Here is a 23,260-nt window from a genome sequence, read left to right on the forward strand (position 1 = left end):
GGCCCGCATGAGCAGCACTCCCGCCCCCCGCAGCCAGGCCGGCGCCAGCGGCGTGGCTTTTTTGCTGCAACTGGAACGCCGGCTGCGGCTGCTGCAAGACACGGGCGACATCCTCTCGCTGTCGGCGCAGCTGCTGGGCCAGCGCCTGGGCGCCCAGCAAGTGGCCTGTTTCGATATCGACCAGACCCTGCAATGCCCCACCCTGCAGCATGCGTGGAGCGATGGCCTGGCGCCGGGCGCCGCCGGCGAGTATTTCCTCGGCGATTACGCGGCCGGCCTGGCCGATGCGCTTGCCGCCGGCCAGGCGCTGGCCGTCAGCGATGTGGCCAGCGACCCGCGCACGGCCATGCCCGCCGCGCTGGCCACGTTCGCGCGCCTGGGCATCCGCGCCTTCCTGAACATTCCCATCGCCAAGGAGGGCCAACTGGCGGCCCTGTTCGTCGTGCACAGCCGCGCTGCGCGCCTGTGGCATGCGGACGAGATCGAACTGGCCGTGCAAGTGTCGGAACGGGTCTGGTCGACCATTTTGCGGGCGCGGGCGGAAGCGCGTTTGCGCACCCTGACTGCCAGCATGGAAATGCAAGTGGCCGAGCGCACGCGCGAATTCGGCCGTACCTGGAACGTCAGCCCCGATCTGCTGGGCGTGCTTAACCTCGACGGCTATTTCGAACACTCGAACCCCGCCTGGCAAGCCACCCTGGGCTGGTCGGCCGAGGAAATCCGCACGACGAAATTTTTTGAACTGATCCACCCGGACGACTTGCCGCGCACCCATGCGGCCTGGGAGGCGGCCAACCAGGGCCAGCCAGCCTTGCGCTTCGAAAACCGCTACCGCCACAAGCTGGGCGGCTGGCACTGGCTGTCGTGGGTGGCCGTACCCGAGGGCGAGAAGGTGTATTGCAGCGCGCGCGACATCACCGTGGAAAAGAAGCTGGAAGCGGACCTGGCCGCGCGCAACAGCGAGCGCGAGCGGCTGTGGCGCAGCGCGCAAGACCTGATGGTGGCCATCGATGCGAAGGGCTGCTTTGCCGCCGTCAACCCGGCCTCGGCAGCCATCCTGGGCTGGCTGCCCGAGGAAATGCTGGGCCGCAGCCTGTTTGACTTCGTGCTGCCCGAGGATGCCGCCGCCACGCGCCTGGCGCTGGCGCACGTGACGCAGGAAGCCATGCCCAGCTTTGAAAACCGCTACCGGCACCGCGACGGCGGCCACCGCTGGCTGTCGTGGGTGGCGGCCCCCGAAGGCGACCTGGTGTTTGCCACCGGACGCCACGTCACCGTGGAAAAGGAAGCGCAAAACACCTTGCGCAGCATGCAGGAATCATTGCGCCACAGCGAGATGGCCCTACTGCAATCGCAAAAACTCGAAGCGCTGGGCAAGCTGACGGGCGGCGTGGCCCATGATTTCAATAACGTGCTGCAAATTATCTCGGGCAATCTGCAACTGCTGCAAATGACCCTGGACGACGACCCGCTGGCCGCCAGGCGCATCGCCAGCGCCTCGGCCGCCGTGGAACGGGGCGCCAAGCTGTCGGCCCAGCTGCTCGCTTTTGCTCGGCGCCAGCCATTGAAACCGCTGGTGACGGACCTGGCGCAACTGCTGCGTTCGACGGAAGAGCTGCTGCGGCGCGCCACGGGCGAAAGCATCGAGACGCGCTTGCTGCTGGCCGACGACTGCTGGCGCGCACTGGTCGACCCGCACCAGCTGGAAAACGTCATCCTCAACCTGGCCATCAACGCGCGCGACGCGATGGCCGGCCAGGGCCAGCTGACCATCGAACTGGGCAACAGCGTGCTGGGCAGCGACTACGTGGCGCGCCATGCGGATGTGGCGCCCGGCGACTACGTGCAGCTGGCCGTCTCGGATACGGGCTCGGGCATTCCAGCCGACTTGCTGGACAAGATTTTCGAACCGTTCTTCACGACGAAGAAGGAAGGCGAAGGCACGGGCCTGGGCCTGTCCATGGCGTACGGCTTCCTGCGCCAGAGCGGCGGCCACCTGACAGTGGACAGCGTACCCGGCCATGGCAGCACCTTCCGCATCTACCTGCCGCGCTCGCTCGAAGCGGAAACGGAATTGCCGCTGCAACTGGACGGCCCCGTGCTGGGCGGCAAGGAAACCATCCTCGTCGTGGAAGACGACGTGCAGGTGCAAACGACGGTGGTCGACATGCTGCGCGGCTTGGGTTACGTCGTGCTGCGCGCCAGCGATGGCGAAAGCGCGCTGGCCATCATCGGCAGCGGCGTGCCCATCGATTTGCTGTTTACGGATGTGGTGATGCCGGGCAAGGTCGCCAGCACGGAACTGGCGCGCCAGGCCCGGCTGCTGCTGCCCCAGCTGGCCGTGTTGTTTACCTCGGGCTACACGCAGGACGCCATCATGCAGGGCGGCCGCCTGGAGCCGGGCGTGGAGTTGCTCAGCAAACCCTACCGGCGCGAAGACCTGGCGCGGCGCATCCGCCACTTGCTGGCCAACGGCCGCCACGTGACGGCCCTGCAGCAGTACCGCGCGCAGCTGGCGCCGCAACCGGCCACACCCGCGCGGCCGGCGGGACGATCTATTCTGCTGGTGGAAGACAATGCGGATGCGCGCGCCATGACGGGCGAGCTGCTGGCCATGCTGGGACACACGGTGCAGGCCGTGGGCACGGCCGAGGCAGCCTTGCCCCTGCTGGGCACGCCGGGACTGGAACTGCTGCTGACCGATATCAGCCTGCCGCGGATGTCGGGCGCCGAGCTGGCCGAGCTGGCGGCGCGCGACCATCCACAGCTGGAAGTGGTGTTTTCCACGGGCCATGCACCGGCCAATTCCGGCGTGCAGGACCCGCAAGCGCGCTTCCTGGTGAAACCATTTACCGTCGAGCAATTGCAGCATGCCTTGCTGCCGCCAGTCTAATAAACGTCGAGCTGGCGTGCCTTCAGTGCGCCGGCCAGCTCTTCCAGCCCAAACGGCTTGCGCAGGAAGCGCGCGCTGGCGTCCTGCATCAGGCTGGCACCCCAGTCGTGCCCGGACGCAAACACCACCTCCAGTTGCGGCCAGTGGGCGCGCGCATGGCGCGCCAGTTCCAGGCCGGACATGGTGGGCAGGCTGATGTCCGTCACCAGCACTTCCAGGCCCGGCATGGACAGCAGGGGCAAGGCTGCCTCGGCGCTGGCCACGCCATGCACGGTATGCCCCAGCATATTGAGCATTTCCGTCGTCATTTCGCGTGCATCGTCATTGTCTTCCACCAGCAGGATGCGCCGCCCCGACGGGTCGGGCGCGCCCACCAGGCGGCGGTCGGCCAGCAAGTGGCGGATGCGCCGCGCCAGGTCTTCGCGCTGGTAGGGTTTGCTCAACAATTCGACGCCCGGGTCCAGCCGCCCGCCCTGCATGATGGCGTTGTGCGTGTAGCCCGAGGTAAACAGCACGGCCAGCTCCGGCAGCAACAGCCGGGCCTGCTGCGCCAGCTCCTTGCTGCTGACGGGACCGGGCATGACCACGTCCGTAAACAGCAGGTCGATGGCCACGCCCGTGCCCAGCAGGGCCAGCGCCGAGGCGCCGTCGTCCGCATGCAGCACGTCGTAGCCGAGGCCGCGCAGCATGTCGACCACCGTATGTTGCACAGGAGCATCGTCTTCCACCACGAGGATGGTCTCGCCGCCGCCCAGCACGGGGCCCGTCAGCCCCGCTGGCGGCTCGGCCAGCTTTTCCAGTGAACGGGGCAGGTAAATTTTAAACGTCGTGCCGGCGCCCGGCGCGCTGTGCACCTTGATGTGGCCCGCGCTCTGGCGGATGAAGCCGTAGGCCATGGACAAGCCCAGGCCCGTGCCCTCGCCTTCGCGCTTGGTGGTAAAGAATGGCTCGAAGATCTGGTCGATCACGTCGCGCTCCATGCCATGGCCCGTGTCGGTGATGGTCAGCAGCACGTATTGCCCCTCCAGCACATCGGCATGCAGACTGGCGTAGGCCGCATCGAGCGTGACATTGCTCAAGGTGAACGTCAGGCGCCCGCCCTTGTCCATCGCGTCGCGCGCATTGATGGCCATGTTCAGCAGCACGTTTTCCATCTGGTTCGGGTCGACCAGGGTATGCCACAAGCCTTCGCTGATGAAGGTTTCCTCGGTGACGGCCTCGCCCAGGGCGCGGCGGATCAGCTCGTGCATGCGGCGCAGCAGGCGTCCCAGGTCCGTCACCAGCGGTTTCAACGGTTGACGCCGCGCAAAGGCCAGCAGTTGCGAGGACAGCTTAGCGCCCCGCTCGACAGCCGAGGCGGCCGAATCGAGGCGCCTGGCCGCCTGCGGATTATCGGCCACCGTCAGTTTCAGCAACTGCAAATTGCCCGAGATAATCTGCAGCACGTTGTTGAAATCGTGGGCCACGCCGCCCGTCAGCTTGCCGATCGATTCGAGCTTTTGCGCCTGCAATAACGCTTGCTCGCTGCGCACCAGCGCCAGCCGCGCCTCTTTTTCATCGGTGACGTCGCGGCCGATGGCGTGGATCAGCTTTTGCGCCGGCACGGCCGTCCAGGAAATCCAGCGGTAGCCGCCATCGCGGCGCCGGTAGCGGTTTTCCATGCGCAAGGTGGGCGCGCCATGGGCCAGGCGCGACAAATCCTGCAAGGCCGCCATGCGGTCGTCTGGATGCACGAGGCTGATGAAATCCATGCCCAGCGATTCGATTTCCGGACGCTCGAGGATCTGGCTCCAGGCGGGATTGACGGCGATGATCATGCCGGCCAGGTCCGCCACCAGCATGATGTCGGTCGACAGCCGCCACATGCGGTCGCGGTCGGCCGTGCGGTTGGCCATTTCCACTTCCAGCGAGGAATTCAGATAGGCCATCTTTTCCAGCACGTTCTTATGTTCCTGCACGTCCGTATTCGTGCCCACCCAGCGCAGCACCGTGCCCGCCTCGTCGAACAGGGGCAAGGCGCGCGCCAGGAACCAGCGGTAGGCGCCGTCGCTGGCGCGGCGCATGCGGAACTCGTGTTCGTAGGCGCTGGCCGTGGCGACGGCCCGCTCCCAGCTTTTCTGCGTGGCTTGCACGTCGTCCGGATGCACGCAGTGGCGAAAGCCGCTGGTGACGAGCGCCTTCAGCGATTGCCCCGTGTAGTCGCACACCTGCTCATTGACCCAGTACGTGGCGCCGCTGCCATGCGCCAGCCAGGCCTGGTTGGGCATGGTCGAGGCGAGCGAACGGAATTGTGCCTCGCTGTCGAGCAGCGCATTGCGCGCCTGCCAGTGCTCGTCGATGTCTTCGCACGAGCCATACCATTTCACGGGCTGGCCCCGCTCGTCGAGCCGGCAATACGCGCGCGAGTGCACCCAGCGGTAGCAGCCGTCCTGGCGGCGCACGCGCATTTCCTGGTCCAGCGGCTGGCCGCTGCCCAGCGCTTCGCTCCAGGCCGCCAGGGAATGGGACACATCGTCGGGGTGGATGGCGTCCAGCCAGCTGATGCCCAGGCCATTGCCGCCCGTCCATTCGCGCCAGCGCTGCGCCACATAGTCGAGCTTGCCGTCAATGTCGGCCGTCCACAGCACTTGCGTGTTCAATTCGATGGCGTAATGAAAATGTTCGCGGCTGTCGTGCAGCGCCTGTTCCAGCTGGCCCCGCTCGATGACATGCGCAGCCACGCGCGCAGCCAGCGCCAGCAGTTCGATCTCGGGTTGCGTAGGATGGGATGACGCGGGGAAGAACAGGCCCAGCACGCCCAGGATATGCCCCTTGGCGCCGAACACGGGGGCGACCCAGCAGGCGCGATAGCCGTGCAGCATGGCTTCCTTGCGGCCCGCGCTCCAGTGCACGTCACGCGTGATGTCGCCGCAATACACGGGCGCGCCGGAAAAGGCCGCCGTGCCGAACGGCGACGGCTGTTCGCCACCGTGGCGCAGGGCAAGGCACAGGTCTTGCGGCAGGCTGGGCGCGGACAAGCCGCAAAAGCGGTCGGCCTCGTCGATGAGCACGAGGCAGGCATGCGCGCCGCCCTCGGCCAGGTCTTGCAGCGCCAGCAACAGGTGTTCCAGTGCATGGGCCAGGTCGGCGCCGGCCGCGATGCTGCCCAGCGCACTATGCTCGGCGTCCAGCAAGGAAAGAATGTTGTTTGCGTGCACCGTGTCGATAAGGGGAAAACTGATGCCCGGAATATACCATGGGGCACCCCTCTTGCAGGAGGAAAACAGCGTACCACTTGATCCCTGCGCCTATGCGCCCCTATGCTACAGTGTTGCTCTCTTCTCAAGCGAAACCCAGCATGCCTACGTCCCTGCCATCCTCCCTGATCGCCACCGCCCTGCTCGCCTGCGCCCATGGCGCCGTCGCCGCCCCCATGAGCCTGGACGACTACCTGGCCCTGAACGGCCCCGCCCCCACGGCGCAGATCGCGTATGGCGCCGCGCCGTCGCAATACGCGCAGCTGTTCCGGCCCGAAGGCAGCGGCCCGTTTCCCGTCGTCGTGCTGGTCCATGGCGGCTGCTGGACGGTGGCCTTTGGCGGCATCGGGCAGATGCGCAACGTGGCCGGTGCCCTGGTGGCGCAAGGCATCGCCGTGTGGAATGTCGAGTATCGCCGCGTCGACGAGGAAGGCGGCGGTTATCCGGGCACCTACGAAGACATGCACGCGGCGCTGGACAGCCTGCAGCAGCACGCGGAACAGTACCAGCTGGACGTGAAGCGCATCGTCGCCATGGGCCATTCGGCCGGCGGCCAGTTGGTGCAATGGATCGCCGGCAGGGACAAGCTGCCGAAGTCCAGCCCCCTGTACCGCGAACAGTATCTGCCGATCAAGAATATCCTCAGCCTGGGCGGCCTGGCCGACCTGCGCCACGAGCAAGCCTTGATCAAGAGCAGCTGCGAGCGCGACATCGCGCAACTGGCAGGCAGCGCCAGCACTGAGCGTCCCGACATCTACAGCGACACCAACGCGGCCGACCTGATGCCCAACGGCAGCCGCACCGTGCTGGCCACGGGAGAGCTCGACACCATCTCCCCGCCCAGAGTCGCGCACGACTATGCAGCCAAAGCCAAAGTGGCCGGCGACCATGCGGAAGTGCTGATCTTGCCCGGCGCCAGCCACTATGACGAGATTGCTGCCACGTCGAATGCATGGCGGATGATCTTGCCGGTGATCAAACAGATGCTGGCAATGGAGGCGAAATGAAGCGCGCCCTCGCCTGCACCCTGCTTGTCGCCTGCTCCGCCCTGGCGTACGCCGCCGATACCGTGTCACTCGAACGCGGCCTGCTGCATGCCATGCAGCTCAAAAAGGGCACGACCGAGCGCACGGGCACGTCCGGCCAGGCCATCCGCGCCTACCAGCACGCCGGTCTGGTCAGCAAGACGCCGCGCCAGCGCTTCGACTACACCGACTACTACCTGCTGGACAAGCCAGCGCCCTTCATGGGCCACGAACTGGTTCTGATCGAAGAAGAATACATCGACAAATACATAGGCTGCTGCGTCAGCCCCGGCGTCGGGATCACGCTGAAGGTCCATGGCAGCATCAAGAAGCTGCAACAGCTCGCCCGCGCCAGCCGCTGCACCCTGACCGATCATATTGATTTTGCACATTACCTGCGCGAAGTGGCGATCAAGAACAAGGTGCCCAAGGCGCACTATGCATCCCTGAGCTGCCGCGAGCGCGATGCCGAGCGCGATGAGTCATGACGCCAGAAGCGGCCAATCGCGTTAACGTGACAATGCGTGACAATGCGTGACTTTTCTCGCTCACTAATTCGTTATGCTCATTGCCGCAGTCGGCCAATACCCCCCCACACGAGGTCGTTGCCAAATTCTTGCGCTTGGAGTAGTACACCTGCGGCAGCAGTGTGTATTGAAATAGTGGCGATGCAGATCGCATCATTGAGGGTATATATGAAAAAAACATTTCCACAGTTCATCAGCGTTGGTTTGGGCGTTGCGACTGGAACATTGCTTTACACGCGCTTCCTTGGGGAAGCTCATGAGTTCGATTGGGGGCGTGCTGCCTTTGTCGGTATATTTTGCGCAACGATAGCTTTTATCTGGCCATCAAAAAAGAATTAAGTTCAAACCTCACTTCGCGCTATAGCGTATCAATACGCTTCAGGGCAGAACCAGCCAAGGACGGCAAGCGGCCAGGATCCGACGTTCCTGGCTAGCGACAGTTCACACTGTCGACTCTCTCACTGACCGCCCTGACCGGCCCACACTACCATGCTCTTCCGTCTCGCCTTCCTTGCCGCCACCCTGACGCTCGGCTTCGCCGGTTCGGCCGTCGCCGATACCGCCGTCCTTGAAAAACTCACCGCTGGCCGGCTCGCTATCACCGTTGACAAAGGCACGTTATCGGGACCCGGGGCGGCACTGCTGCTGCAAGCTTCGCGCCAGGCGCAGTACGTCCTCCTCGGAGAGAATCACGGTGTCGCCGAGATCGCCCAGTTTTCATCCGCCTACTTCAATGCCTTGCCCCCTGCAGGCTTCACGACCTTGGTCACTGAAAATGGTCCAGCCGTGACGAGCGCGCTCGAAGCGATGCTCAAGGGTCCCGACGCGGTTGCGGCCATCGCCAGATTCGACGCCACCTATCCGGACTCCATTGCTTTCTACACCATGCGCCAGGAAGCAGAAATGCTCGCCGGCTTTGCCCGGGCCGCAGGACCGCGCTTCGAGCACTGGGGCATCGATCAGGAATTCATCGGTGCGGCCAAATACCTGATCACCCTGATGCTGGCCCAGCCGGTTAATCCGGCCGCCCGCGCGAAGCTGGAAGCCTTGCGTCAAATGGAAGCTGTCGCGTCTCAAAAGGCGGCAGCCACCGGCAACCCCTTAGAGTACTTTATGCTGTCGGCCTCAACCGAGGAACTGACCTCGTTGCGCCCGCTACTTGCCGGCCCCAAAGAGCACACCGCGCTAGGCCTGCTCGATGCATTGCTGGCCACCCGCGCCATCTATCAGAAAAGCGCCTCGAAAGTGCCCGGTGATCGCGCCCTGTCGAACCGCTTGCGTTTGACGCTGTTAAAGCGGACCCTGGAAACCCGGCTCGGCATGCAAGAGCAAAAGCTGCTGGTCAAGGTCGGCGCCAATCACGCATACAAGGGTATTAATCCACTCAACAATCGTGACATTGGCAACTTTCTGGCTGAACGCGCCGAAGGCCAGGGCCACACCTCGCTGCACCTGATCGTGCTGGCGGCGAAGGGGACGCAACTGAGATTCGCGGGAGCGGGCAAACCATATCAGCCGGCACAAATCGAACTTGACAGCCCGGCCTTCAAACTGCTGGCCAGTGCAGGCGCCACCGACGGCAGTTGGTCTCTGTTTGATCTGCGCTCACTGCGGCCAGACTCGCGCAAACTGGCGGGGGGCGACATTGAAATGTTCAACCTGATCAACGGCTACGACTTCGCCCTGCTTATCCCCGAAGGCAGCGCTTCTGCGCAGCTCGTGACACCGTAGAAGGGGTGGAAGGTATTATTAAACTGATTCCCCGCTGCCAAACGGCCACGCGTGCACGGAAATGCGGCCCTTTCGCTTCAGGGCGGCGCCAGACTGGAGTGAGAATCAGTGCGTTTTACAGATGGGAAAACCGCTATGCTCTGGTGCAGCTACTGGCCAGTAGCGGCCTTTCGGTCCCTTCATAAAAGGATTCTATGAGCGATTCACCCGACAAAAAAGATGGCAAATTCATAGGCGTTGGAATTTGTTTTGGAGTATCGATTGGATGTGGAATTGGCGTCGCGATCGGCAACCTTGCTTTAGGCATTGGTCCGGGCATCGCAATTGGAGTTGTTATCGGCGCCTTAATGTCGAAGTCCCGGCGATAACTTATTTGCATTTGAGCATCGAAACAACTTCCTTGTTCAGCTCAGAGCTGAAGTGCCACTCTGGGGCGCAAGCAGACATCCCTCAACCGCCAACTGGCAACGATAGCAAGAACAGGCCCGCGCCTCAAACCAAGGCTCCCCGGGCCCAGCGGGCCTGAAAAATGGCCAGGGCAAGGCGCGCGGGCGAAGACAGTACGGTTAGTACGGCGAGCCCAAGCAACGCAGCCATGGACATTTTCTCAGGCCCGCGACTCCGGCCCGCCGTTCAAAACAATACGATCACTGAACACGCGCCAGGTACTGGGCCAGCTGGCCAAACGTCGCCTTGAACCCCTGCTTCATCGACTCATGCCCTTCCAGGAAAGTCCGATGCTGCTCATCCGTCGCCTTGTGCGGCGTCGACCGTAGCGTCATGGTCGTCTTGCCATTTTCCTCGGTCAGGGTCATGACATTGAACGATTCCAATGGCCAGGTGGCGCTGACGGGGTGCTGCACGGGGTTGCCTTGCTGGTCGGCAAACGACAAGATGGAAACGATACGTTCCGGCGCTTCGATGGCCTGGTAGGTAAACTTGCCCCACATTTCGTAGCCATTGTCGGCGCGCATGCCGTAGTGGAAGACGCCGCCGGGTTTGAGGTCCAGCGCCAGCACGCTCAATTCGAAGCCGACGGGGCCCCACCACTGGGCCAGGCGCTCCGGCTCGACCCACGAGCGGAACACGAGTTCGCGCGGCGCGTCGAAAGTTTGCGTGATGACAAAGTCGCTGCTGTCGCGGTGCTGTCCGTCCTGCTGCTGTTCTGCGGTGGCCATGCTCTCTCCTGTGTTGGTGAACTGGCAGTGAATGTAACAGGGGCGCCGAAAATGGGAAAGCCCTGTACGCCGCTTGACGGAGATAAGCGTCGCTACTTCGCCTTCCCCGCCGCCGCCACCTGGTCGAGGATATGCTTGGGCACGGCCGCATAGTGCTTGAATTCCATCGTGTAGGTGGCGCGGCCCTGGGTCAGCGAGCGCAAGGTGGTGGAGTAACCGAACATTTCCGCCAGCGGCACCAGGGCCTTGACGATGCGGCCCGCGCCGCCGGGGATGTCGTCGACGCCCTGCACCATGCCGCGCCGGGCCGTCAAGTCGCCCATGACGTTGCCCATGAACTCTTCCGGCGTTTCCGCCTCCACCTGCATCATCGGCTCCAGCAGCACAGGGTGGGCTTTGCGCATGCCCTCCTTGAAGGCGATGGAGCCGGCCATGCGAAACGCGTTTTCGTTCGAATCGACGTCGTGGTAGGAGCCGAAGGTGAGCGTCGCCTTGACGTCGACCACGGGATAGCCGGCCAGCACGCCCGCCTTGAGGGTTTCGGCGATGCCCTTGTCGACGGCGGGAATGAATTCGCGCGGCACCACGCCGCCCTTGATGGCGTCGACGAACTGGTAACCCGTGCCCGGCTCCAGCGGTTCGAGTTTCAGCACCACGTGGCCGTACTGGCCCCGTCCGCCCGATTGCTTGACGAACTTGCCCTCGATATCATCGACCGCGCGCGTGATGGTTTCCCGGTAGGCCACCTGCGGCTTGCCGACATTGGCTTCCACGCCGAATTCGCGCCGCATGCGGTCGACTAAAATTTCCAGGTGCAGTTCACCCATGCCCGACATGATGGTCTGGCCCGATTCCTCGTCCGTATGGACCCTGAACGACGGGTCTTCCTGCGCCAGCCGGTTCAGGGCGATGCCCATCTTTTCCTGATCCGGCTTGGTCTTCGGTTCGACCGCCTGGGAAATCACGGGTTCCGGGAAAATCATCTTTTCCAGCACGATGATGTGGTCGATGGCGCACAGGGTGTCGCCCGTGGTGACGGCTTTCAGGCCCACGGCGGCGGCGATGTCGCCCGCATACACTTCCTTGATTTCCTTGCGCTCGTTCGCATGCATCTGCAGGATGCGCCCCAGCCGCTCGCGCGCGCTCTTGGTGGGGTTGTAGACCATGTCGCCCGAGTTCACCACGCCCGAATACACGCGGAAGAAGGTCAGTTGCCCCACGAACGGGTCCGTCATGATCTTGAAGGCCAGCGCGGAGAAATGCTCGTCGTCGGCCGGATGACGCTCCACTTCGTTGTCATGCTCGTCATGGCCCATGATGGGCGGCACTTCCGTCGGCGACGGCAGGTATTCGATGACGGCATCGAGCATGGCCTGCACGCCCTTGTTTTTAAAGGCGCTGCCGCACAGCATGGGCACGATCTCGTTGCGGATGGTGCGCGCGCGCAAGGCCTGTTTCAGTTCCGCTTCCGTGAACGTGTCGCCATTCAGGTAGCGTTCCGTCATCTCGGTGGTGGCCTCGGCCGCGTGTTCGACCAGGTGCTCGTGCCATTCCTGCGCCTGTTCCCGCAGTTCGGCGGGAATCTCGCCATAGCTGAACTGCACGCCCTGGCTGGCGTCGTCCCACGTGATGGCGCGCATCTTCAGCAAGTCGATGACGCCCGTGAAATGCTCTTCGGCGCCGATGGGCAGCTGGATGGGCACGGCGACGCCTTTCAGACGGTCGCCGATCTGCTGGCGCACGCGCAGGAAATCGGCCCCCACCCGGTCCATCTTGTTGATGAAGGCGATGCGCGGCACGTGATATTTATTCGCTTGCCGCCACACGGTTTCCGACTGCGGCTGCACGCCGCCGACGGCATCGTAGACCATCACGGCGCCGTCGAGCACGCGCATCGAGCGTTCGACTTCAATCGTGAAATCCACGTGGCCGGGCGTGTCGATGATGTTGATGCGGTGTTCCGGGAAATTGCCGGCCATGCCTTTCCAGAATGCCGTGGTGGCGGCCGAGGTGATGGTGATGCCCCGTTCCTGCTCCTGCTCCATCCAGTCCATGGTGGCGGCGCCATTGTGCACTTCGCCGATCTTGTGATTCACCCCCGTATAAAACAGGATGCGCTCGGTGGTGGTGGTCTTGCCGGCGTCGATATGGGCGCTGATGCCGATGTTGCGGTAGCGCTCGATAGGTGTTTTGCGGGTCATCACAATCTCCATGGCTAGCTCCGGTGCCCGGCTTTCCAGTGTAGCAGACATCGATTTGGAGGGCTGCGCGTAACCATTTTTTACCATGCATACAACACTGACATTAGCGCGCACGCGCGTTGCACAGGACAAACAAGAGATTCCGCTATACTTTCAACTTTATTAATCCAACAAAGATTAATCAAAATCAACACGCACCGTAAATTATCGTGCAAGGCGACGCCGCCGGCATGCCTGCCCAGGTGCGCACCGAATGACATGCCCCACTCAGCCTATGACTATCCGACTAAGAAAAATAATCCTCTCCTCCCTGCTGGCGTCGCCTGCGCTGGCCATGGCCGGCGAACTGGAACAGCAAATGCAGCGTTGCGCCGTGCTCGGTGACGCCAGCGCCCGTCTGGGCTGCTTCGACACCCTGGCCAAGGCGGCGGAAAAAGCCACCATCGCGGCCGGCGGCGATCCCGCGGCAGCCGCAGCGACCCTGGCAGTGGCGGCCGATGCCGCTCCCCTCACGTTTGTCAGCCCGCCTGGCGTGGCCACGCCGGACGCCGTCAACGCCGCCATTCCCGCCATCGCCCAGGCTGGCGCGGCGCCGCCGGAAGCGCCTATTTCGCGCACGCAACAATCGTGGGAACTCAACGATGCCTCGAAGCGCGGCCTGTTCAACTTCCGCCCGCACCGCGACACCTATCTGCTGCTGGCCAACTACAGCGACGCCTCAAACGACGAGCCGTTCCAGGATTTCACGCCAGCCGGTATCAAGAGCCAGCACGTGGAATTGACCTTCCAGCTGAGCTTCAAGATGAAGCTGCTGGAAGACATCGCCGGCACGCCCATCGACATGTGGTTCGGCTACACGCAGCAAAGTTTCTGGCAGGCGTATAACCGCAAGGCATCGAGCCCGTTCCGCGAGACCAACTACCAGCCGGAATTGATGCTGGTCATGCCGATCAACAAGAATTTCGCGGGCGTGGAATTCAATTACCTGAACTTCGGCCTCGTGCACCAGTCCAACGGACAGACGTCAACCCTGTCGCGCAGCTGGAATCGCGTGTATGCGGAACTCGGCATGGAAAAAGACAACCTGGCCGTAACGGCCCGCGTCTGGCACCGCCTCGACAATAGCGCCGTCGACAATGACAATATCGACATCACCGATTACCTGGGCCATGGCGACTTGCGCGTGAGCTATCGCAACAAGGGTCACGAGTATGCCGTGACGGCGCGCCGCAATTTCAGCAAGAAACATGGTTCCATGCAGGCCAGCTGGGCTTTCCCATTGAAAGCCAACCTGAAAGGCTATCTGCAACTGTTTTCCGGCTATGGCCAGAGCTTGATCGACTACAACTATTCGCAGAAATCGATCGGCGCCGGTTTCATGGTCGACCTGTAAGCAGCATCGTCACACAAACAACAATGGCGCCGAGGGCGCCATTTTTTATGGGAAATATCTGCTTTATCGCCGCCCGCCGCCCAGCACGCGGGCCGGCAGCATGACGATGGCGCGCAGCAGTTCGAACACGCCTTCCACGCCGATGCCGATCAGGCGCAATGGCAGCAACAGCAACCAGGCCAGCGGATACAGCACGAGCGCCAGCAAGGCCAGGGGCCAGCACAGCATCAGCAAAAGCAGCCACAGCACAAATCCCAGCATCGCGTTCCCCTCGAATGAAATGTGCGGAGCAAGCCGTGCTTGCCCCGCTACCGTGACAGCACTATAGTCAAGCGTCGCCGGGGCGGCAACGGCCATGCGATGAACTGCACCATGCGGGGATGGACTGGATAAAAACGGGGATGAGCGGTAGTTGGCGAGCAGCTTACTGGCCGACGCAAATCACTTTCGTGATGTACTCATGCGCATTCGGCTTCTTGCTGCTGGCCCATTTGATGGCCTGGTTGGCCTCTTCGATGGTCAGGATGCTGGCCTTGTCCTTCGACTTGATGAAGGACACGCCTTCAAACACGCCTTCCTTGCTGCGCATTACCTTGGCAAACACGGGCGGCTTGGTCTCGCCATCGCTGATTTTGTTCTGTTGCACGAGGTAACGCTGATCGATCTGTTCCATGATAATAAAGCTGTCCAGTGGGTAAAACACGGAATATACCCTGAATGGACAAACGCCGCAGGACGAAATCGCTGCGGCGTTGCCTCTACATCAATGACACTTACGCGTAGACGGCGTTCTGCACGATAGGCTGCAGGTTGACGTCATAGATCACCTGGGCGCGGATCGACGCTTCCAGCGAGGGAATCGAGCCGCCCGCGCGGTACTGGAAACTCACTTGCAGCACGTCGCCCGCCTTCACGGCCACCGGCGCGGCCAGCGGCAGACACATGTAGTGGTTCAGCCAGTCGATGGTGGTCGAGCGCTCGGGCACGACGGCCAGGATGTTCTTGGTAACGAAACGCAAGGCGTTCAGGGTGCCGCTGCGCTCGACGACGAACTTGCCATCGAAACCGAAGATGCTGTCCGTCGGCTGGCTGAAGTCGATGATGCTGTAGACGGACGGAGGTGCCAGTTCCTGCACGCCCGGGTGGATGGCCGTGGTTTCCTGGAATTGCACGATGGGCGCATAAAAGCCCTCGAAGTCGTATTCCTGCTGCATCGGCTGCACGGCCATGATGACGGCTTCTGGCAGGAAGATGGGCAGCGGACCGCCAAAGCGGGCCAGATAACGGCGCTTGAACGATTCGATCACTTCCACCTGCTTTTCGCGCAGCATGCCCACATGGATCATTTCGCAAATGACCACATCGACGGGTTCGGGCGGCAGGTATTCAAAGGCGTCCGCGTGGACGACTTCGACTTTTTCCCCGTTGGGATTGAGCGCGAGCATCTTGCGCGCTTCCTTGACCATGTCCGGATTGAACTCCACGCACCATACCTTGTCGGCGCGCGCGGCCGCAAACCACGACAGCACGCCCGTGCCGCCGCCCAGTTCCAGCACTTTCATGCCGGGTTTTACCGCGTAATCGATCGCCGACTTGAACCCGTGCATGCGGTTCTGGTCCATCAACATATTGTGGTGGTAATGGACGGGGATAAATTGCCCCAGGTAACAACTCTCGATTTCTCGTTCATTCAGCATGTCTGTCCTCTTGGAGTCTGGCTCCGATGGCCGATCGGTTTTGTCATTCCAGAAAGCAGTGTTATCGCAGGGGCTGCGCGCGGGGCGGCGACAAACCAGCCGGCGCCTGACGTTGATGTGATTGCCCATGCGACAAATCTCCTGATTAATGCGACACGCTCATTATCGTTAATCGGCACGGAGAACAAAGGGCTGAGGTGAGAGGCAATTCCATGCCAGTTTTGGCGCTGGCATGGAAAATATTGCTAGAAGTTTACTTTCGTCCTGCGCGCGCCTTCTGTGCCGCTTCGATGATGGCCACCACGCCGGGCTTGTCGCCGGCCTGGGCGAACTGCACGGCCGTCCAGCCATGGTCGCTTTTCAGGCTGGCGTCCGCACCCCACGACAGCAGCAGCTTGACGGCCCCCTCCTGTCCTTCGCGGGCGGCAAACATCAGCGGCGTGACGTTGGCCGGCGCGCGCGCATCGACCATGGCGTCGCGCTCGAGAAAAATCTTCATGATGGGCAAGTCTCCGGCCGAGGCCGCATAGTGCAGCGCCGTCCAGCCGCTCTGGTTGACCTTCGCGCCCTTGGCCAGCAAGGCGTCGACCGCGTCCTGCTTGTGCTTGTAGGCCGCCATCATCAGCGCCGTGTTGCCATTGGCCGAGCGCGCTTCGAGGTCGATGCCGGGTGCGTCGAGCAGCAGCTTGAACACCTTGTCCGCATCGTCGCGCAGGGCCAGCACGAGGGGTATGTCGCCGCGCTGCGTATCAGGCTGGTTCGGATTCATGCCGTCGGCCAGCATGCTGCGCACGCCGCTGGCGTTGTTGACGGACACGGCGCGGAAAAAGCTGTCCGGATCCGGCGCCGCGTGACTGGCGGTGGCGCAGCACAGCAGCATCGCCAGCGCGAGTTTTTTCATCATGGTTAACCTTAAGAAGTTATGGCAACTGATTGAATAGCTTGAAGAAATTATCCGTCGTCTGCTGCGCTACCTGGGCCAGCGGTATGCCTTTCAGGGTCGACAGGTATTCCGCCACGTGGGCAACATAGCCCGGTTCGTTCATGCGGCCGCGGAACGGCACGGGCGCCAGATACGGCGAATCCGTCTCGATCAGGATGCGCTCGAGCGGCACTTCCAGCGCCACGGCCTGCAAGTCCTTGGCGCTCTTGAACGTGACGATGCCGGAAAACGAAATATAGAAACCCATGGCTATGGCGGCGCGCGCCACTTCCAGCGATTCCGTAAAGCAATGCATGACGCCGGCCACGCCGCCGTCCGATACGCCCGCGCCCTCTTCGCGCATGATGCGGATGGTGTCTTCGCTGGCCGCCCGTGTGTGAATAATCAAGGGCTTGCGCGTGATTCTTGACGCCTTGATGTGGGTACGGAAGCGTTCGCGCTGCCATTCGAGGTCGCCCGTCAGGCGGAAATAATCGAGGCCCGTCTCGCCGATGGCGATGATCTTCGGGTGGTCGGCGAGGCGCACCAGGTCTTCCACGGACGGTTCAGGCGTGTCCTCGTAGTCGGGATGCACGCCGACGGAAGCGAAGATGTGCGGATACTGCTCGGCCAGGGCCAGCACCTGCGGGAAGTCCGGCAAGTCGACGGACACGCACAGCGCGTGCGTCACCTTGTTCTCGGCCATCTTGGCGAGAATCTCGGGCATGCGAGCAGCCAGCTCGGGGAAATTGATATGGCAATGGGAATCGATATACATAAGGCAGGATTGTACCGGAGGGAGCAAAAACTGGCAGGGGAAAGGGCACCGAAGTGCCCTGGTGTTCACAGCTGCGATGCAGGATGTTCCTCGAGCGGCACGAAGTTGCCGGTCGACTCGTCGAGCGCGTCGAGGGAGCCGTTCTCGATGTCGTATACCCAGCCATGCAGGGTCAGGCGGTTCTGCGCCATGGCCAGCGCCACCGAGGGATGGGTACGCAGATTATTCAGCTGCGCCACCACGTTGGCGCGCACCATGCCATCGATGCGCGACTGTTCCGTCGGATGGGCAAGCGACTCGTTGATCATGCGCGCCGCGTCCGCATGGTGCAGCCAGCTGCGCACGGCCGGCATGTGGTCGAGGCAGGCGCAAGTGGCGATCGCCTTCATCGCGCCGCAATCGGAATGGCCGCAAATGACGATATCGCTCACGTTCAAGGCGGACACGGCAAATTCCACCGTGGCGCTCACGCCGCCCGGTTCCGGGCCATACGAGGGCACGATGTTGCCCGCGTTGCGGATTACGAACAGCTCGCCTGGCTCGCGCTGCGTCACCAGTTCCGGCACCATGCGGCTGTCCGAGCAGGAAATGAACAGGGCCTTCGGGGTTTGTCCCGTGGCCAGGGTCTTGAACAACTCGCGGCGCTCAGGAAAAACCTCTTTTTGGAAGCGTAGAAATCCAGCAATAATGTCGCGCATAGTAAATAGGGATCGTTATCTGAGCCGGTATTATCGCTGAACGAGGCAGGTTCCGCCTACTGCCCCTGTGGCGGCTGCCACAGCTCCACCTTGTTGCCTTCTGGATCGATGACCCAGCCGAACTGGCCGTATTCCGAATCGGGCGCCTTGTCCAGCACCGTGCAGCCTTCATCGCGCAAGGCTTGCAACAGCGCATCGAGGTCGTCGACCCGGTAATTGACCATGAAGGCAGCCTTGCCGGGCAGGAATTGCTCGCTGTCCCTGGCTGCCACCGACCAGATGGTGGTACCCGCCGTGGGCTGGCCGTCCGCATCCGTCCAGCTAAAGGCGGCGCCGCCCCACGGCTGCACGTCCAGGCCCAGATGGCGCTGGTACCAGGCGCGCAGCGCGGCCGGGTCTTGCGCTTGGAAAAAGATGCCGCCGATGCCAGTGACTCGTTTCATGCCCGCCTCCGTTGCTGTCGATTGACTGACTGTAACACCAGGGACCGGCCGTAGCAAACGGACCCGTTCGGTATGCAAGAACGTTATCAAGATGTATAGTGGCTTGCCGGTACGCAACCATGGGGTTGCGTGCGGATACACGGAGAGCGTTCATGCTGAAAGTTGTTGGTCCTTTGACACTGCTGGTCTGCCTGGTCTTGACAGCCCCTGCCCATGCGCAGGATAAACGCGACGCACCCAAGGTTATCCCCGAGGCGGGCTTGTGCGCGCCCGTGTGTGCGTCGGCACGCCAGGAATGCCGTGCGCAAGTGCAACAAGCAACGGAAGACGATACCAGCCCCATGCTGACGATGAAGCCCAGCAGCAATCCCTATGCTGCCGCGAGCAGGGAAACGGGAGTCCAGTCGCAGCAGTTGCAACCGACGCAAGCCCAGGCCTTCCGCGCCCGGCGCGCCGAACGCCAGCAAGCGTGCGAAGTGCAATATCGCAGTTGCACCCGCGCCTGCGGCTAAGTTCCAAGCGCGCCAAGCACCAGATAATCTGGATGAACTTGGCAATGCAAGTGCTTGATTCTATTGGCAGCTGGATGCGTAGTCGAGCAGCATGTCTTCCAGGAACAGCTTGGACGACAAGGGGTGCTCGGCGATCGCCCTACGTTCATTCGCCGCCTTGATGGCGGCCATCAAACGACTGACGTTGATGCGTCCTGCCAACGCTTCCAGCTCGCGCCGGTGGCGCGGATAGTAGCGGATGGTGCCGGACAATTTGACGGAAAACACGTCGTACAGCCAGCGCTGCAATGACGCCACCAGCGGCGCCAGCGGGGCCTTCTGCAATTTATCGGCCGCCTTCAGGGCCGCTTCCACGCCCGGATTGGCCAGCACTTGCAGCAACTGTTCCGTTTCCTCGCGGCCACCCGATTCGGACTGGGCCAGCGCGGCCAGCGGCGCGCCGCCCTGCTCGCGCAGCCAGCTGTCCGCATCGTTCAAGCCCTGGGCCTTGAGCCACGTCAAGGCCTGCTCGTGGCTGGGCATGGGCAAGGCGAATTTCCTGCAGCGCGACAAGATCGTCGGCAGCAATCGATCCAGGCTGTTCGATGCCAGCAGGAACACGGTGCCCGGCGGCGGTTCTTCCAGGGTTTTCAGCAAGGCGTTCGACGCCGGCGTATTCAATGCCTCGGCCGGGTACAGCACCACCACGCGCAAGCCTTGCCGGTGCGTGGAAATGTTCATGAAGTCGGCCAGGTTGCGGATCTGCTCGATCTTGATGTCTTTCGACGGCGTCTTGGTCTTGGCGCTTTTCTTCGCGCCCTCGCCCTCTTCGCCATCGTCCGCCACCTCGTCTTCCAGCGCTTCCGGACGCACGCGGCGGTAATCGGGATGGTTGCCCTGGCTAAACCAGCCGCACGAGGCGCACGCGCCGCAGGCATGGCCATCGGCGCGCACGTCTTCGCACAGCAAAGCTTGCGCAAAATGCTCGATGAAGTCGGCCTTGCCGATGCCCTGCGTGCCATGGAACAAGATGGCATGCGGCATGCGCGGGCGCAAGGCTTGCAATTGCTGCCAGGCATCCTGCTGCCACGGATAGAGAGAACTGGTCATTTTATTCTTTGTAAATCAAGGTGTTGCAGTGCTTTTCTCAAGTAGAATATCCAGCAATTGAGCGAGCTGCACTTGAATGTCGGCAATGCTTTGCGTGGCATCGATAATGCGGAAGCGTTGCGGGAACTGGGCCGCGCGGCGCAGATACTCGTTGCGCGTGGCGGCAAAGAAATCCGATCGCTCCTGCTCGAACTTGTCGAGCTCACGCGTGGCATCGAGGCGGGCACGGGCAACAGCCAGCGGCACGTCGAACAGGAAAGTGATGTCCGGCTGCAGGTGCGGGTGCACCCACGCTTCCAGCGCTTCCATCTTGCGCAAGTCCATGCCGCGCCCGCCGCCCTGGTAGGCGAAGCTGGCATCGGTGAAACGGTCGGAAATGACCCACTCGCCCCGCGCCAGGGCGGGGGCGATGACTTGGGCGATGTGTTCGCGGCGGCTGGCGAACATCAGCAAGGCTTCCGTTTCCAGGTGCATTTTTTCGTGCAGCAGCAGTTCGCGCAGCTTTTCGCCCAGGCTGGTGCCGCCCGGTTCGCGCGACGACACGAGGGTCACGCCCCTTTGCCGCAGGTAATCGGTCACAAAGCCGATATGCGTCGACTTGCCCGCGCCATCGATGCCTTCGAAGGTGATGAAACGGGGTTGATGGTGTTGTGTCATGAAACTCTTGATCTGATAATGTTATTAGCGCTGGTACTGGTTCACGGCGCGGTTATGGTCGGGCAAGTTGGACGAGAACTGGCTCGTGCCGTCGCCGCGCGCGACGAAATACAGCGCTTGCGTGCGGGCCGGCGCCAGCGCCGCCGTCAGCGATTGCGCGCCAGCGAGGGCAATCGGCGTGGGCGGCAAGCCGCCGCGCGTGTAGGTATTGTACGGGGTGTCCGCTTCCAGGTCGCGTTTGCGGATCTTGCCCTGGTAGTTATCGCCCATGCCATAGATTACGGTCGGGTCCGTCTGTAGCAGCATGCCTGTTTTCAGGCGGTTGACGAACACGCCGGCGATCATGGCCCGTTCGGACTTTTGCCCCGTTTCCTTTTCCACGATGGACGCCATGATCAGCGCCTCGTATGGGTTTTTATACGGCAAGGCCGGATCGCGCTTGAACCACGCTTCGGACAGGCGGCCGATCATGGCCGTGTGCGCCTGCTTGAAAATCTGCATTTCGCTGGCGCCCTTGGCGAACAGATACGTATCCGGGAAGAACAGGCCTTCCGGCAGCACATATTCCGGGCTGATTTTCGCCATCAGCGCCTTGTCGGACAGACCCACGGTATCGTGCTTGAGGCCCGGGTGATTCGCCATGGCCATGCGCATCTGCTTGAACGTCCAGCCTTCGATGATGGTCAGCGACTCTTGCGCGAATTCGCCGCGCGCCAGCTGCGTGATCAGACGCTGCGGCGTGGTGCCCGGTTTGAGCTCGTAGGAACCGGCCTTGATCTTCGACGTCTTGCCTTCGACGCGCGCCAGCAGGTTGAACAGGATGGGCACGATGGGCACGCCCGCGTCCGCGATCTGCTGGCCGGCCGCATGCGCGCCGCTGCCCGGCGTGATCGTAAACGGAATCGCGTCGCCTTCCGTGGTGATCGGCTGCTGCGCCCAGTACACAAAAGTACCACCGACGCCGATGGCGGCGATGACCGAACTGACTACAAGTTTTTTAAAGAAAGCCATTGTTCCGATTCTTGTGATGCGTGCGCTGATGGCCAACGTCCGCTTGTTATGATCGTTCATTTGTGAAGCAAGTGCGTGCAAAGCGGCGCCAACACTGGCAATTTTGCCGCTGCCGACGCAATTTGCGCGACATCACTATAATGAACCCGTAATGATAATGCTTAATCGCTGATCTAATGGAAATTATGAATAACTGGAATCAATTTTTAACTGCACAAGGCGCGCGTCCCGCTGCCACCGATGGCGCGCCTATCCATGACTTCGGCCAGTCCCTGACAGTGTCCCAGCTGCAAGAAGGTTTTGTCGCGGCCATCACGGACCAGGGCTTGATCGGTTTGAACGGCGACGAGGCAGCCAGTTTCCTGCACGGCCAGCTGACCAACGACGTGGAACACCTGGACCAGGAGCAAGTGCGCCTGGCCGGCTATTGCACGCCGAAAGGCCGCTTGCTGGCCAGTTTCCTGATGTGGCGCAACGCCACCACCATTTATCTGCAATTGCCGCGCGCCATACAGCCGGCCATCCAGAAGCGACTGCAAATGTTCGTGCTGCGCGCCAAGGCCAAGCTGCACGATGCATCGTTCGATGAAGCGAACCAGGTCGTCCTGGGCCTCGGCGGCAAGCAAGCCAGCGCGGCCCTGGCCGCCTGGTTCCCCGCCCTGCCTGCCACGCCGTTCAGCAAGGTCGAGCATGCGCTGGGCACGCTGCTGCGCGTGGCCGATGCGTTTGGCAGCGCCCGCTATGAATGGCTGACGTCCGCCGCCACGGCGCGCGACGTGTGGCCGCCATTGACGGCACAGTTGGCCAAGGGCGGCAATGACGCCTGGCGCCTGTCCGAGATCCACGCGGGCATCCCGCAGATCACGGCCGCCACGCAAGAGCAATTCGTGCCGCAAATGGTCAACTTCGAGCTGCTGGGCGGCGTCAATTTCAAGAAAGGCTGCTACCCGGGCCAGGAAATCGTCGCGCGCAGCCAGTATCTGGGCAAGCTCAAGCGCCGCACCACCCTCGTCAGCATCGCTGATGCAGCGGCAGTGGCCGGCGGCGAACTGTACACCGTCAGCGACCCCGAGCAGCCTTGCGGCATGCTCGTCAACGCCGCGCCCAACGGCAGCGGCGGCATCGACGCCCTCGTTGAAATGAAGTTGGGGGCGATAGCGGAAGGTGCAAGCGCCGCTGGCGCCGTGCGCTACGGCTCGGCCCAGGGCGCCGCCGTGCATTTCCTGCCCATGCCTTACGTGCTCGACGCACTCGACTTGTGAGAATGCC

The 23,260-nt window shown here is 62.5% G+C and carries 22 protein-coding genes and 1 tRNA gene; 9 read left to right on the forward strand and 14 right to left on the reverse strand.

The window, feature by feature from the left end:
* Nucleotides 1-7 precede the first annotated feature (7 nt).
* Complete coding sequence (locus CLU91_RS04115; RefSeq protein ID WP_198521239.1) at nucleotides 8-2,893, forward strand: hybrid sensor histidine kinase/response regulator; 2,886 nt, start codon at nucleotides 8-10, stop codon at nucleotides 2,891-2,893.
* Here the strand turns inward: CLU91_RS04115 and CLU91_RS04120 are convergent.
* Nucleotides 2,890-6,090, reverse strand: a complete 3,201-nt coding sequence (locus CLU91_RS04120) for a PAS domain-containing protein (RefSeq protein WP_232730617.1) — start codon at nucleotides 6,088-6,090, stop codon at nucleotides 2,890-2,892. The genes CLU91_RS04115 and CLU91_RS04120 overlap by 4 nt on opposite strands.
* A 140-nt stretch (nucleotides 6,091-6,230) precedes the next feature.
* Here CLU91_RS04120 and CLU91_RS04125 point away from each other — a divergent pair, with 140 nt between their 5' ends.
* The 5 genes from CLU91_RS04125 (at nucleotide 6,231) to CLU91_RS28185 (ending at nucleotide 9,780) form a co-directional block, all read left to right on the forward strand.
* On the forward strand, nucleotides 6,231-7,136 hold the full coding sequence (locus tag CLU91_RS04125) for an alpha/beta hydrolase (RefSeq protein ID WP_100873111.1): 906 nt from the start codon (nucleotides 6,231-6,233) through the stop codon (nucleotides 7,134-7,136).
* The gene (locus CLU91_RS04130; protein WP_100873112.1) at nucleotides 7,133-7,642 is read left to right on the forward strand and encodes a hypothetical protein; all 510 of its coding nucleotides are present in this window, start codon (nucleotides 7,133-7,135) and stop codon (nucleotides 7,640-7,642) included. Before CLU91_RS04125 ends, CLU91_RS04130 begins: the two co-directional genes overlap by 4 nt.
* 207 nt (nucleotides 7,643-7,849) lie before the next feature.
* Entirely contained in the window at nucleotides 7,850-8,020 is a 171-nt protein-coding gene (locus CLU91_RS04135) for a hypothetical protein (protein ID WP_157814582.1), read from the forward strand.
* Between the two features lie 150 nt (nucleotides 8,021-8,170).
* Nucleotides 8,171-9,412: a hypothetical protein gene (locus CLU91_RS04140; protein WP_100873114.1), complete on the forward strand. Its 1,242-nt coding sequence runs from the start codon at nucleotides 8,171-8,173 to the stop codon at nucleotides 9,410-9,412.
* 194 nt (nucleotides 9,413-9,606) lie between these two features.
* Complete coding sequence (locus CLU91_RS28185; RefSeq protein ID WP_198521240.1) at nucleotides 9,607-9,780, forward strand: hypothetical protein; 174 nt, start codon at nucleotides 9,607-9,609, stop codon at nucleotides 9,778-9,780.
* Between the two features lie 279 nt (nucleotides 9,781-10,059).
* Here CLU91_RS28185 and CLU91_RS04145 read toward each other — a convergent pair whose 3' ends face one another.
* From CLU91_RS04145 to fusA, 3 genes are all read right to left on the reverse strand, one after another.
* Nucleotides 10,060-10,431: an SRPBCC family protein gene (locus CLU91_RS04145; protein ID WP_157814583.1), complete on the reverse strand. Its 372-nt coding sequence runs from the start codon at nucleotides 10,429-10,431 to the stop codon at nucleotides 10,060-10,062.
* A tRNA-OTHER gene (locus CLU91_RS27750) sits at nucleotides 10,394-10,477 on the reverse strand. Before CLU91_RS27750 ends, CLU91_RS04145 begins: the two co-directional genes overlap by 38 nt.
* 205 nt (nucleotides 10,478-10,682) lie before the next feature.
* A complete protein-coding gene (fusA, locus tag CLU91_RS04150; protein ID WP_100876572.1) occupies nucleotides 10,683-12,791 on the reverse strand; it encodes an elongation factor G in 2,109 nt (702 codons plus the stop codon).
* A gap of 274 nt (nucleotides 12,792-13,065) precedes the next feature.
* On the opposite strand from fusA, the gene CLU91_RS04155 reads away from it, so the two are divergent.
* Nucleotides 13,066-14,184 carry a phospholipase A gene (locus CLU91_RS04155; RefSeq protein ID WP_232730618.1) on the forward strand — a complete coding sequence of 373 codons (1,119 nt, stop codon included), beginning with the start codon at nucleotides 13,066-13,068 and terminating at the stop codon, nucleotides 14,182-14,184.
* Between the two features lie 63 nt (nucleotides 14,185-14,247).
* Here CLU91_RS04155 and CLU91_RS04160 read toward each other — a convergent pair whose 3' ends face one another.
* The 7 genes from CLU91_RS04160 to CLU91_RS04190 all read right to left on the reverse strand — a co-directional run bounded on the left by CLU91_RS04160 (nucleotide 14,248) and on the right by CLU91_RS04190 (nucleotide 18,722).
* Nucleotides 14,248-14,445 carry a hypothetical protein gene (locus CLU91_RS04160; protein ID WP_100873117.1) on the reverse strand — a complete coding sequence of 66 codons (198 nt, stop codon included), beginning with the start codon at nucleotides 14,443-14,445 and terminating at the stop codon, nucleotides 14,248-14,250.
* Nucleotides 14,446-14,608: 163 nt separating this feature from the next.
* On the reverse strand, nucleotides 14,609-14,857 hold the full coding sequence (locus CLU91_RS04165) for a hypothetical protein (RefSeq protein WP_100873118.1): 249 nt from the start codon (nucleotides 14,855-14,857) through the stop codon (nucleotides 14,609-14,611).
* A gap of 100 nt (nucleotides 14,858-14,957) precedes the next feature.
* The gene (locus CLU91_RS04170) at nucleotides 14,958-15,881 is read right to left on the reverse strand and encodes a methyltransferase domain-containing protein (protein ID WP_100873119.1); all 924 of its coding nucleotides are present in this window, start codon (nucleotides 15,879-15,881) and stop codon (nucleotides 14,958-14,960) included.
* 253 nt (nucleotides 15,882-16,134) lie between these two features.
* Nucleotides 16,135-16,785 (reverse strand): ankyrin repeat domain-containing protein, encoded by a 651-nt coding sequence (locus tag CLU91_RS04175; protein WP_100873120.1) that lies wholly within the window; start codon nucleotides 16,783-16,785, stop codon nucleotides 16,135-16,137.
* 16 nt (nucleotides 16,786-16,801) lie between these two features.
* Complete coding sequence (locus tag CLU91_RS04180; RefSeq protein ID WP_092708379.1) at nucleotides 16,802-17,581, reverse strand: TatD family hydrolase; 780 nt, start codon at nucleotides 17,579-17,581, stop codon at nucleotides 16,802-16,804.
* 65 nt (nucleotides 17,582-17,646) lie between these two features.
* Nucleotides 17,647-18,279, reverse strand: a complete 633-nt coding sequence (locus CLU91_RS04185) for a carbonic anhydrase (RefSeq protein ID WP_100873121.1) — start codon at nucleotides 18,277-18,279, stop codon at nucleotides 17,647-17,649.
* Nucleotides 18,280-18,335: 56 nt separating this feature from the next.
* Nucleotides 18,336-18,722: a VOC family protein gene (locus tag CLU91_RS04190; protein WP_100873122.1), complete on the reverse strand. Its 387-nt coding sequence runs from the start codon at nucleotides 18,720-18,722 to the stop codon at nucleotides 18,336-18,338.
* A 152-nt stretch (nucleotides 18,723-18,874) separates the two neighbouring features.
* Between CLU91_RS04190 and CLU91_RS04195 the strand changes: the two genes are divergently transcribed.
* Nucleotides 18,875-19,234 carry a hypothetical protein gene (locus CLU91_RS04195; RefSeq protein WP_157814584.1) on the forward strand — a complete coding sequence of 120 codons (360 nt, stop codon included), beginning with the start codon at nucleotides 18,875-18,877 and terminating at the stop codon, nucleotides 19,232-19,234.
* A gap of 60 nt (nucleotides 19,235-19,294) precedes the next feature.
* Here CLU91_RS04195 and CLU91_RS04200 read toward each other — a convergent pair whose 3' ends face one another.
* Genes CLU91_RS04200 through mltG form a run of 3 tightly spaced genes read right to left on the reverse strand, consistent with a single transcriptional unit; the run spans nucleotide 19,295 to nucleotide 21,991 of the window.
* On the reverse strand, nucleotides 19,295-20,323 hold the full coding sequence (locus CLU91_RS04200) for a DNA polymerase III subunit delta' (protein WP_100873124.1): 1,029 nt from the start codon (nucleotides 20,321-20,323) through the stop codon (nucleotides 19,295-19,297).
* Nucleotides 20,324-20,338: 15 nt separating this feature from the next.
* Nucleotides 20,339-20,980 carry a dTMP kinase gene (tmk, locus tag CLU91_RS04205; protein ID WP_100873125.1) on the reverse strand — a complete coding sequence of 214 codons (642 nt, stop codon included), beginning with the start codon at nucleotides 20,978-20,980 and terminating at the stop codon, nucleotides 20,339-20,341.
* 24 nt (nucleotides 20,981-21,004) lie between these two features.
* Nucleotides 21,005-21,991, reverse strand: coding sequence for an endolytic transglycosylase MltG (gene mltG / locus CLU91_RS04210; RefSeq protein WP_100873126.1), 987 nt, complete (start codon nucleotides 21,989-21,991; stop codon nucleotides 21,005-21,007).
* 185 nt (nucleotides 21,992-22,176) lie between these two features.
* Here mltG and ygfZ point away from each other — a divergent pair, with 185 nt between their 5' ends.
* Entirely contained in the window at nucleotides 22,177-23,253 is a 1,077-nt protein-coding gene (gene ygfZ / locus CLU91_RS04215) for a CAF17-like 4Fe-4S cluster assembly/insertion protein YgfZ (protein WP_442906405.1), read from the forward strand.
* The last annotated feature ends 7 nt before the right edge of the window (nucleotides 23,254-23,260 follow it).

It is taken from the genome of Janthinobacterium sp. 64, assembly GCF_002813325.1.
Taxonomy (GTDB): domain Bacteria; phylum Pseudomonadota; class Gammaproteobacteria; order Burkholderiales; family Burkholderiaceae_D; genus Janthinobacterium.

Excerpts from the sequence above, each read along its gene's own strand:
- CLU91_RS04180 (WP_092708379.1), bottom strand. The coding sequence starts at position 17,581 with ATGTATATCGATTCCCATTGCCATATCAATTTCCCCGAGCTGGCTGCT.
- CLU91_RS04115 (WP_198521239.1), top strand. The coding sequence starts at position 8 with ATGAGCAGCACTCCCGCCCCCCGCAGCCAGGCCGGCGCCAGCGGCGTG.
- CLU91_RS04195 (WP_157814584.1), top strand. The coding sequence starts at position 18,875 with ATGCTGAAAGTTGTTGGTCCTTTGACACTGCTGGTCTGCCTGGTCTTG.
- fusA (WP_100876572.1), bottom strand. The coding sequence starts at position 12,791 with ATGACCCGCAAAACACCTATCGAGCGCTACCGCAACATCGGCATCAGC.
- tmk (WP_100873125.1), bottom strand. The coding sequence starts at position 20,980 with ATGACACAACACCATCAACCCCGTTTCATCACCTTCGAAGGCATCGAT.
- ygfZ (WP_442906405.1), top strand. The coding sequence starts at position 22,177 with ATGAATAACTGGAATCAATTTTTAACTGCACAAGGCGCGCGTCCCGCT.
- CLU91_RS04160 (WP_100873117.1), bottom strand. The coding sequence starts at position 14,445 with ATGCTGGGATTTGTGCTGTGGCTGCTTTTGCTGATGCTGTGCTGGCCC.
- CLU91_RS04130 (WP_100873112.1), top strand. The coding sequence starts at position 7,133 with ATGAAGCGCGCCCTCGCCTGCACCCTGCTTGTCGCCTGCTCCGCCCTG.
- CLU91_RS04190 (WP_100873122.1), bottom strand. The coding sequence starts at position 18,722 with ATGAAACGAGTCACTGGCATCGGCGGCATCTTTTTCCAAGCGCAAGAC.
- CLU91_RS04200 (WP_100873124.1), bottom strand. The coding sequence starts at position 20,323 with ATGACCAGTTCTCTCTATCCGTGGCAGCAGGATGCCTGGCAGCAATTG.
- CLU91_RS28185 (WP_198521240.1), top strand. The coding sequence starts at position 9,607 with ATGAGCGATTCACCCGACAAAAAAGATGGCAAATTCATAGGCGTTGGA.
- CLU91_RS04135 (WP_157814582.1), top strand. The coding sequence starts at position 7,850 with ATGAAAAAAACATTTCCACAGTTCATCAGCGTTGGTTTGGGCGTTGCG.
- CLU91_RS04170 (WP_100873119.1), bottom strand. The coding sequence starts at position 15,881 with ATGCTGAATGAACGAGAAATCGAGAGTTGTTACCTGGGGCAATTTATC.
- CLU91_RS04175 (WP_100873120.1), bottom strand. The coding sequence starts at position 16,785 with ATGATGAAAAAACTCGCGCTGGCGATGCTGCTGTGCTGCGCCACCGCC.
- mltG (WP_100873126.1), bottom strand. The coding sequence starts at position 21,991 with ATGGCTTTCTTTAAAAAACTTGTAGTCAGTTCGGTCATCGCCGCCATC.
- CLU91_RS04185 (WP_100873121.1), bottom strand. The coding sequence starts at position 18,279 with ATGCGCGACATTATTGCTGGATTTCTACGCTTCCAAAAAGAGGTTTTT.
- CLU91_RS04125 (WP_100873111.1), top strand. The coding sequence starts at position 6,231 with ATGCCTACGTCCCTGCCATCCTCCCTGATCGCCACCGCCCTGCTCGCC.
- CLU91_RS04140 (WP_100873114.1), top strand. The coding sequence starts at position 8,171 with ATGCTCTTCCGTCTCGCCTTCCTTGCCGCCACCCTGACGCTCGGCTTC.
- CLU91_RS04165 (WP_100873118.1), bottom strand. The coding sequence starts at position 14,857 with ATGGAACAGATCGATCAGCGTTACCTCGTGCAACAGAACAAAATCAGC.
- CLU91_RS04155 (WP_232730618.1), top strand. The coding sequence starts at position 13,066 with ATGACTATCCGACTAAGAAAAATAATCCTCTCCTCCCTGCTGGCGTCG.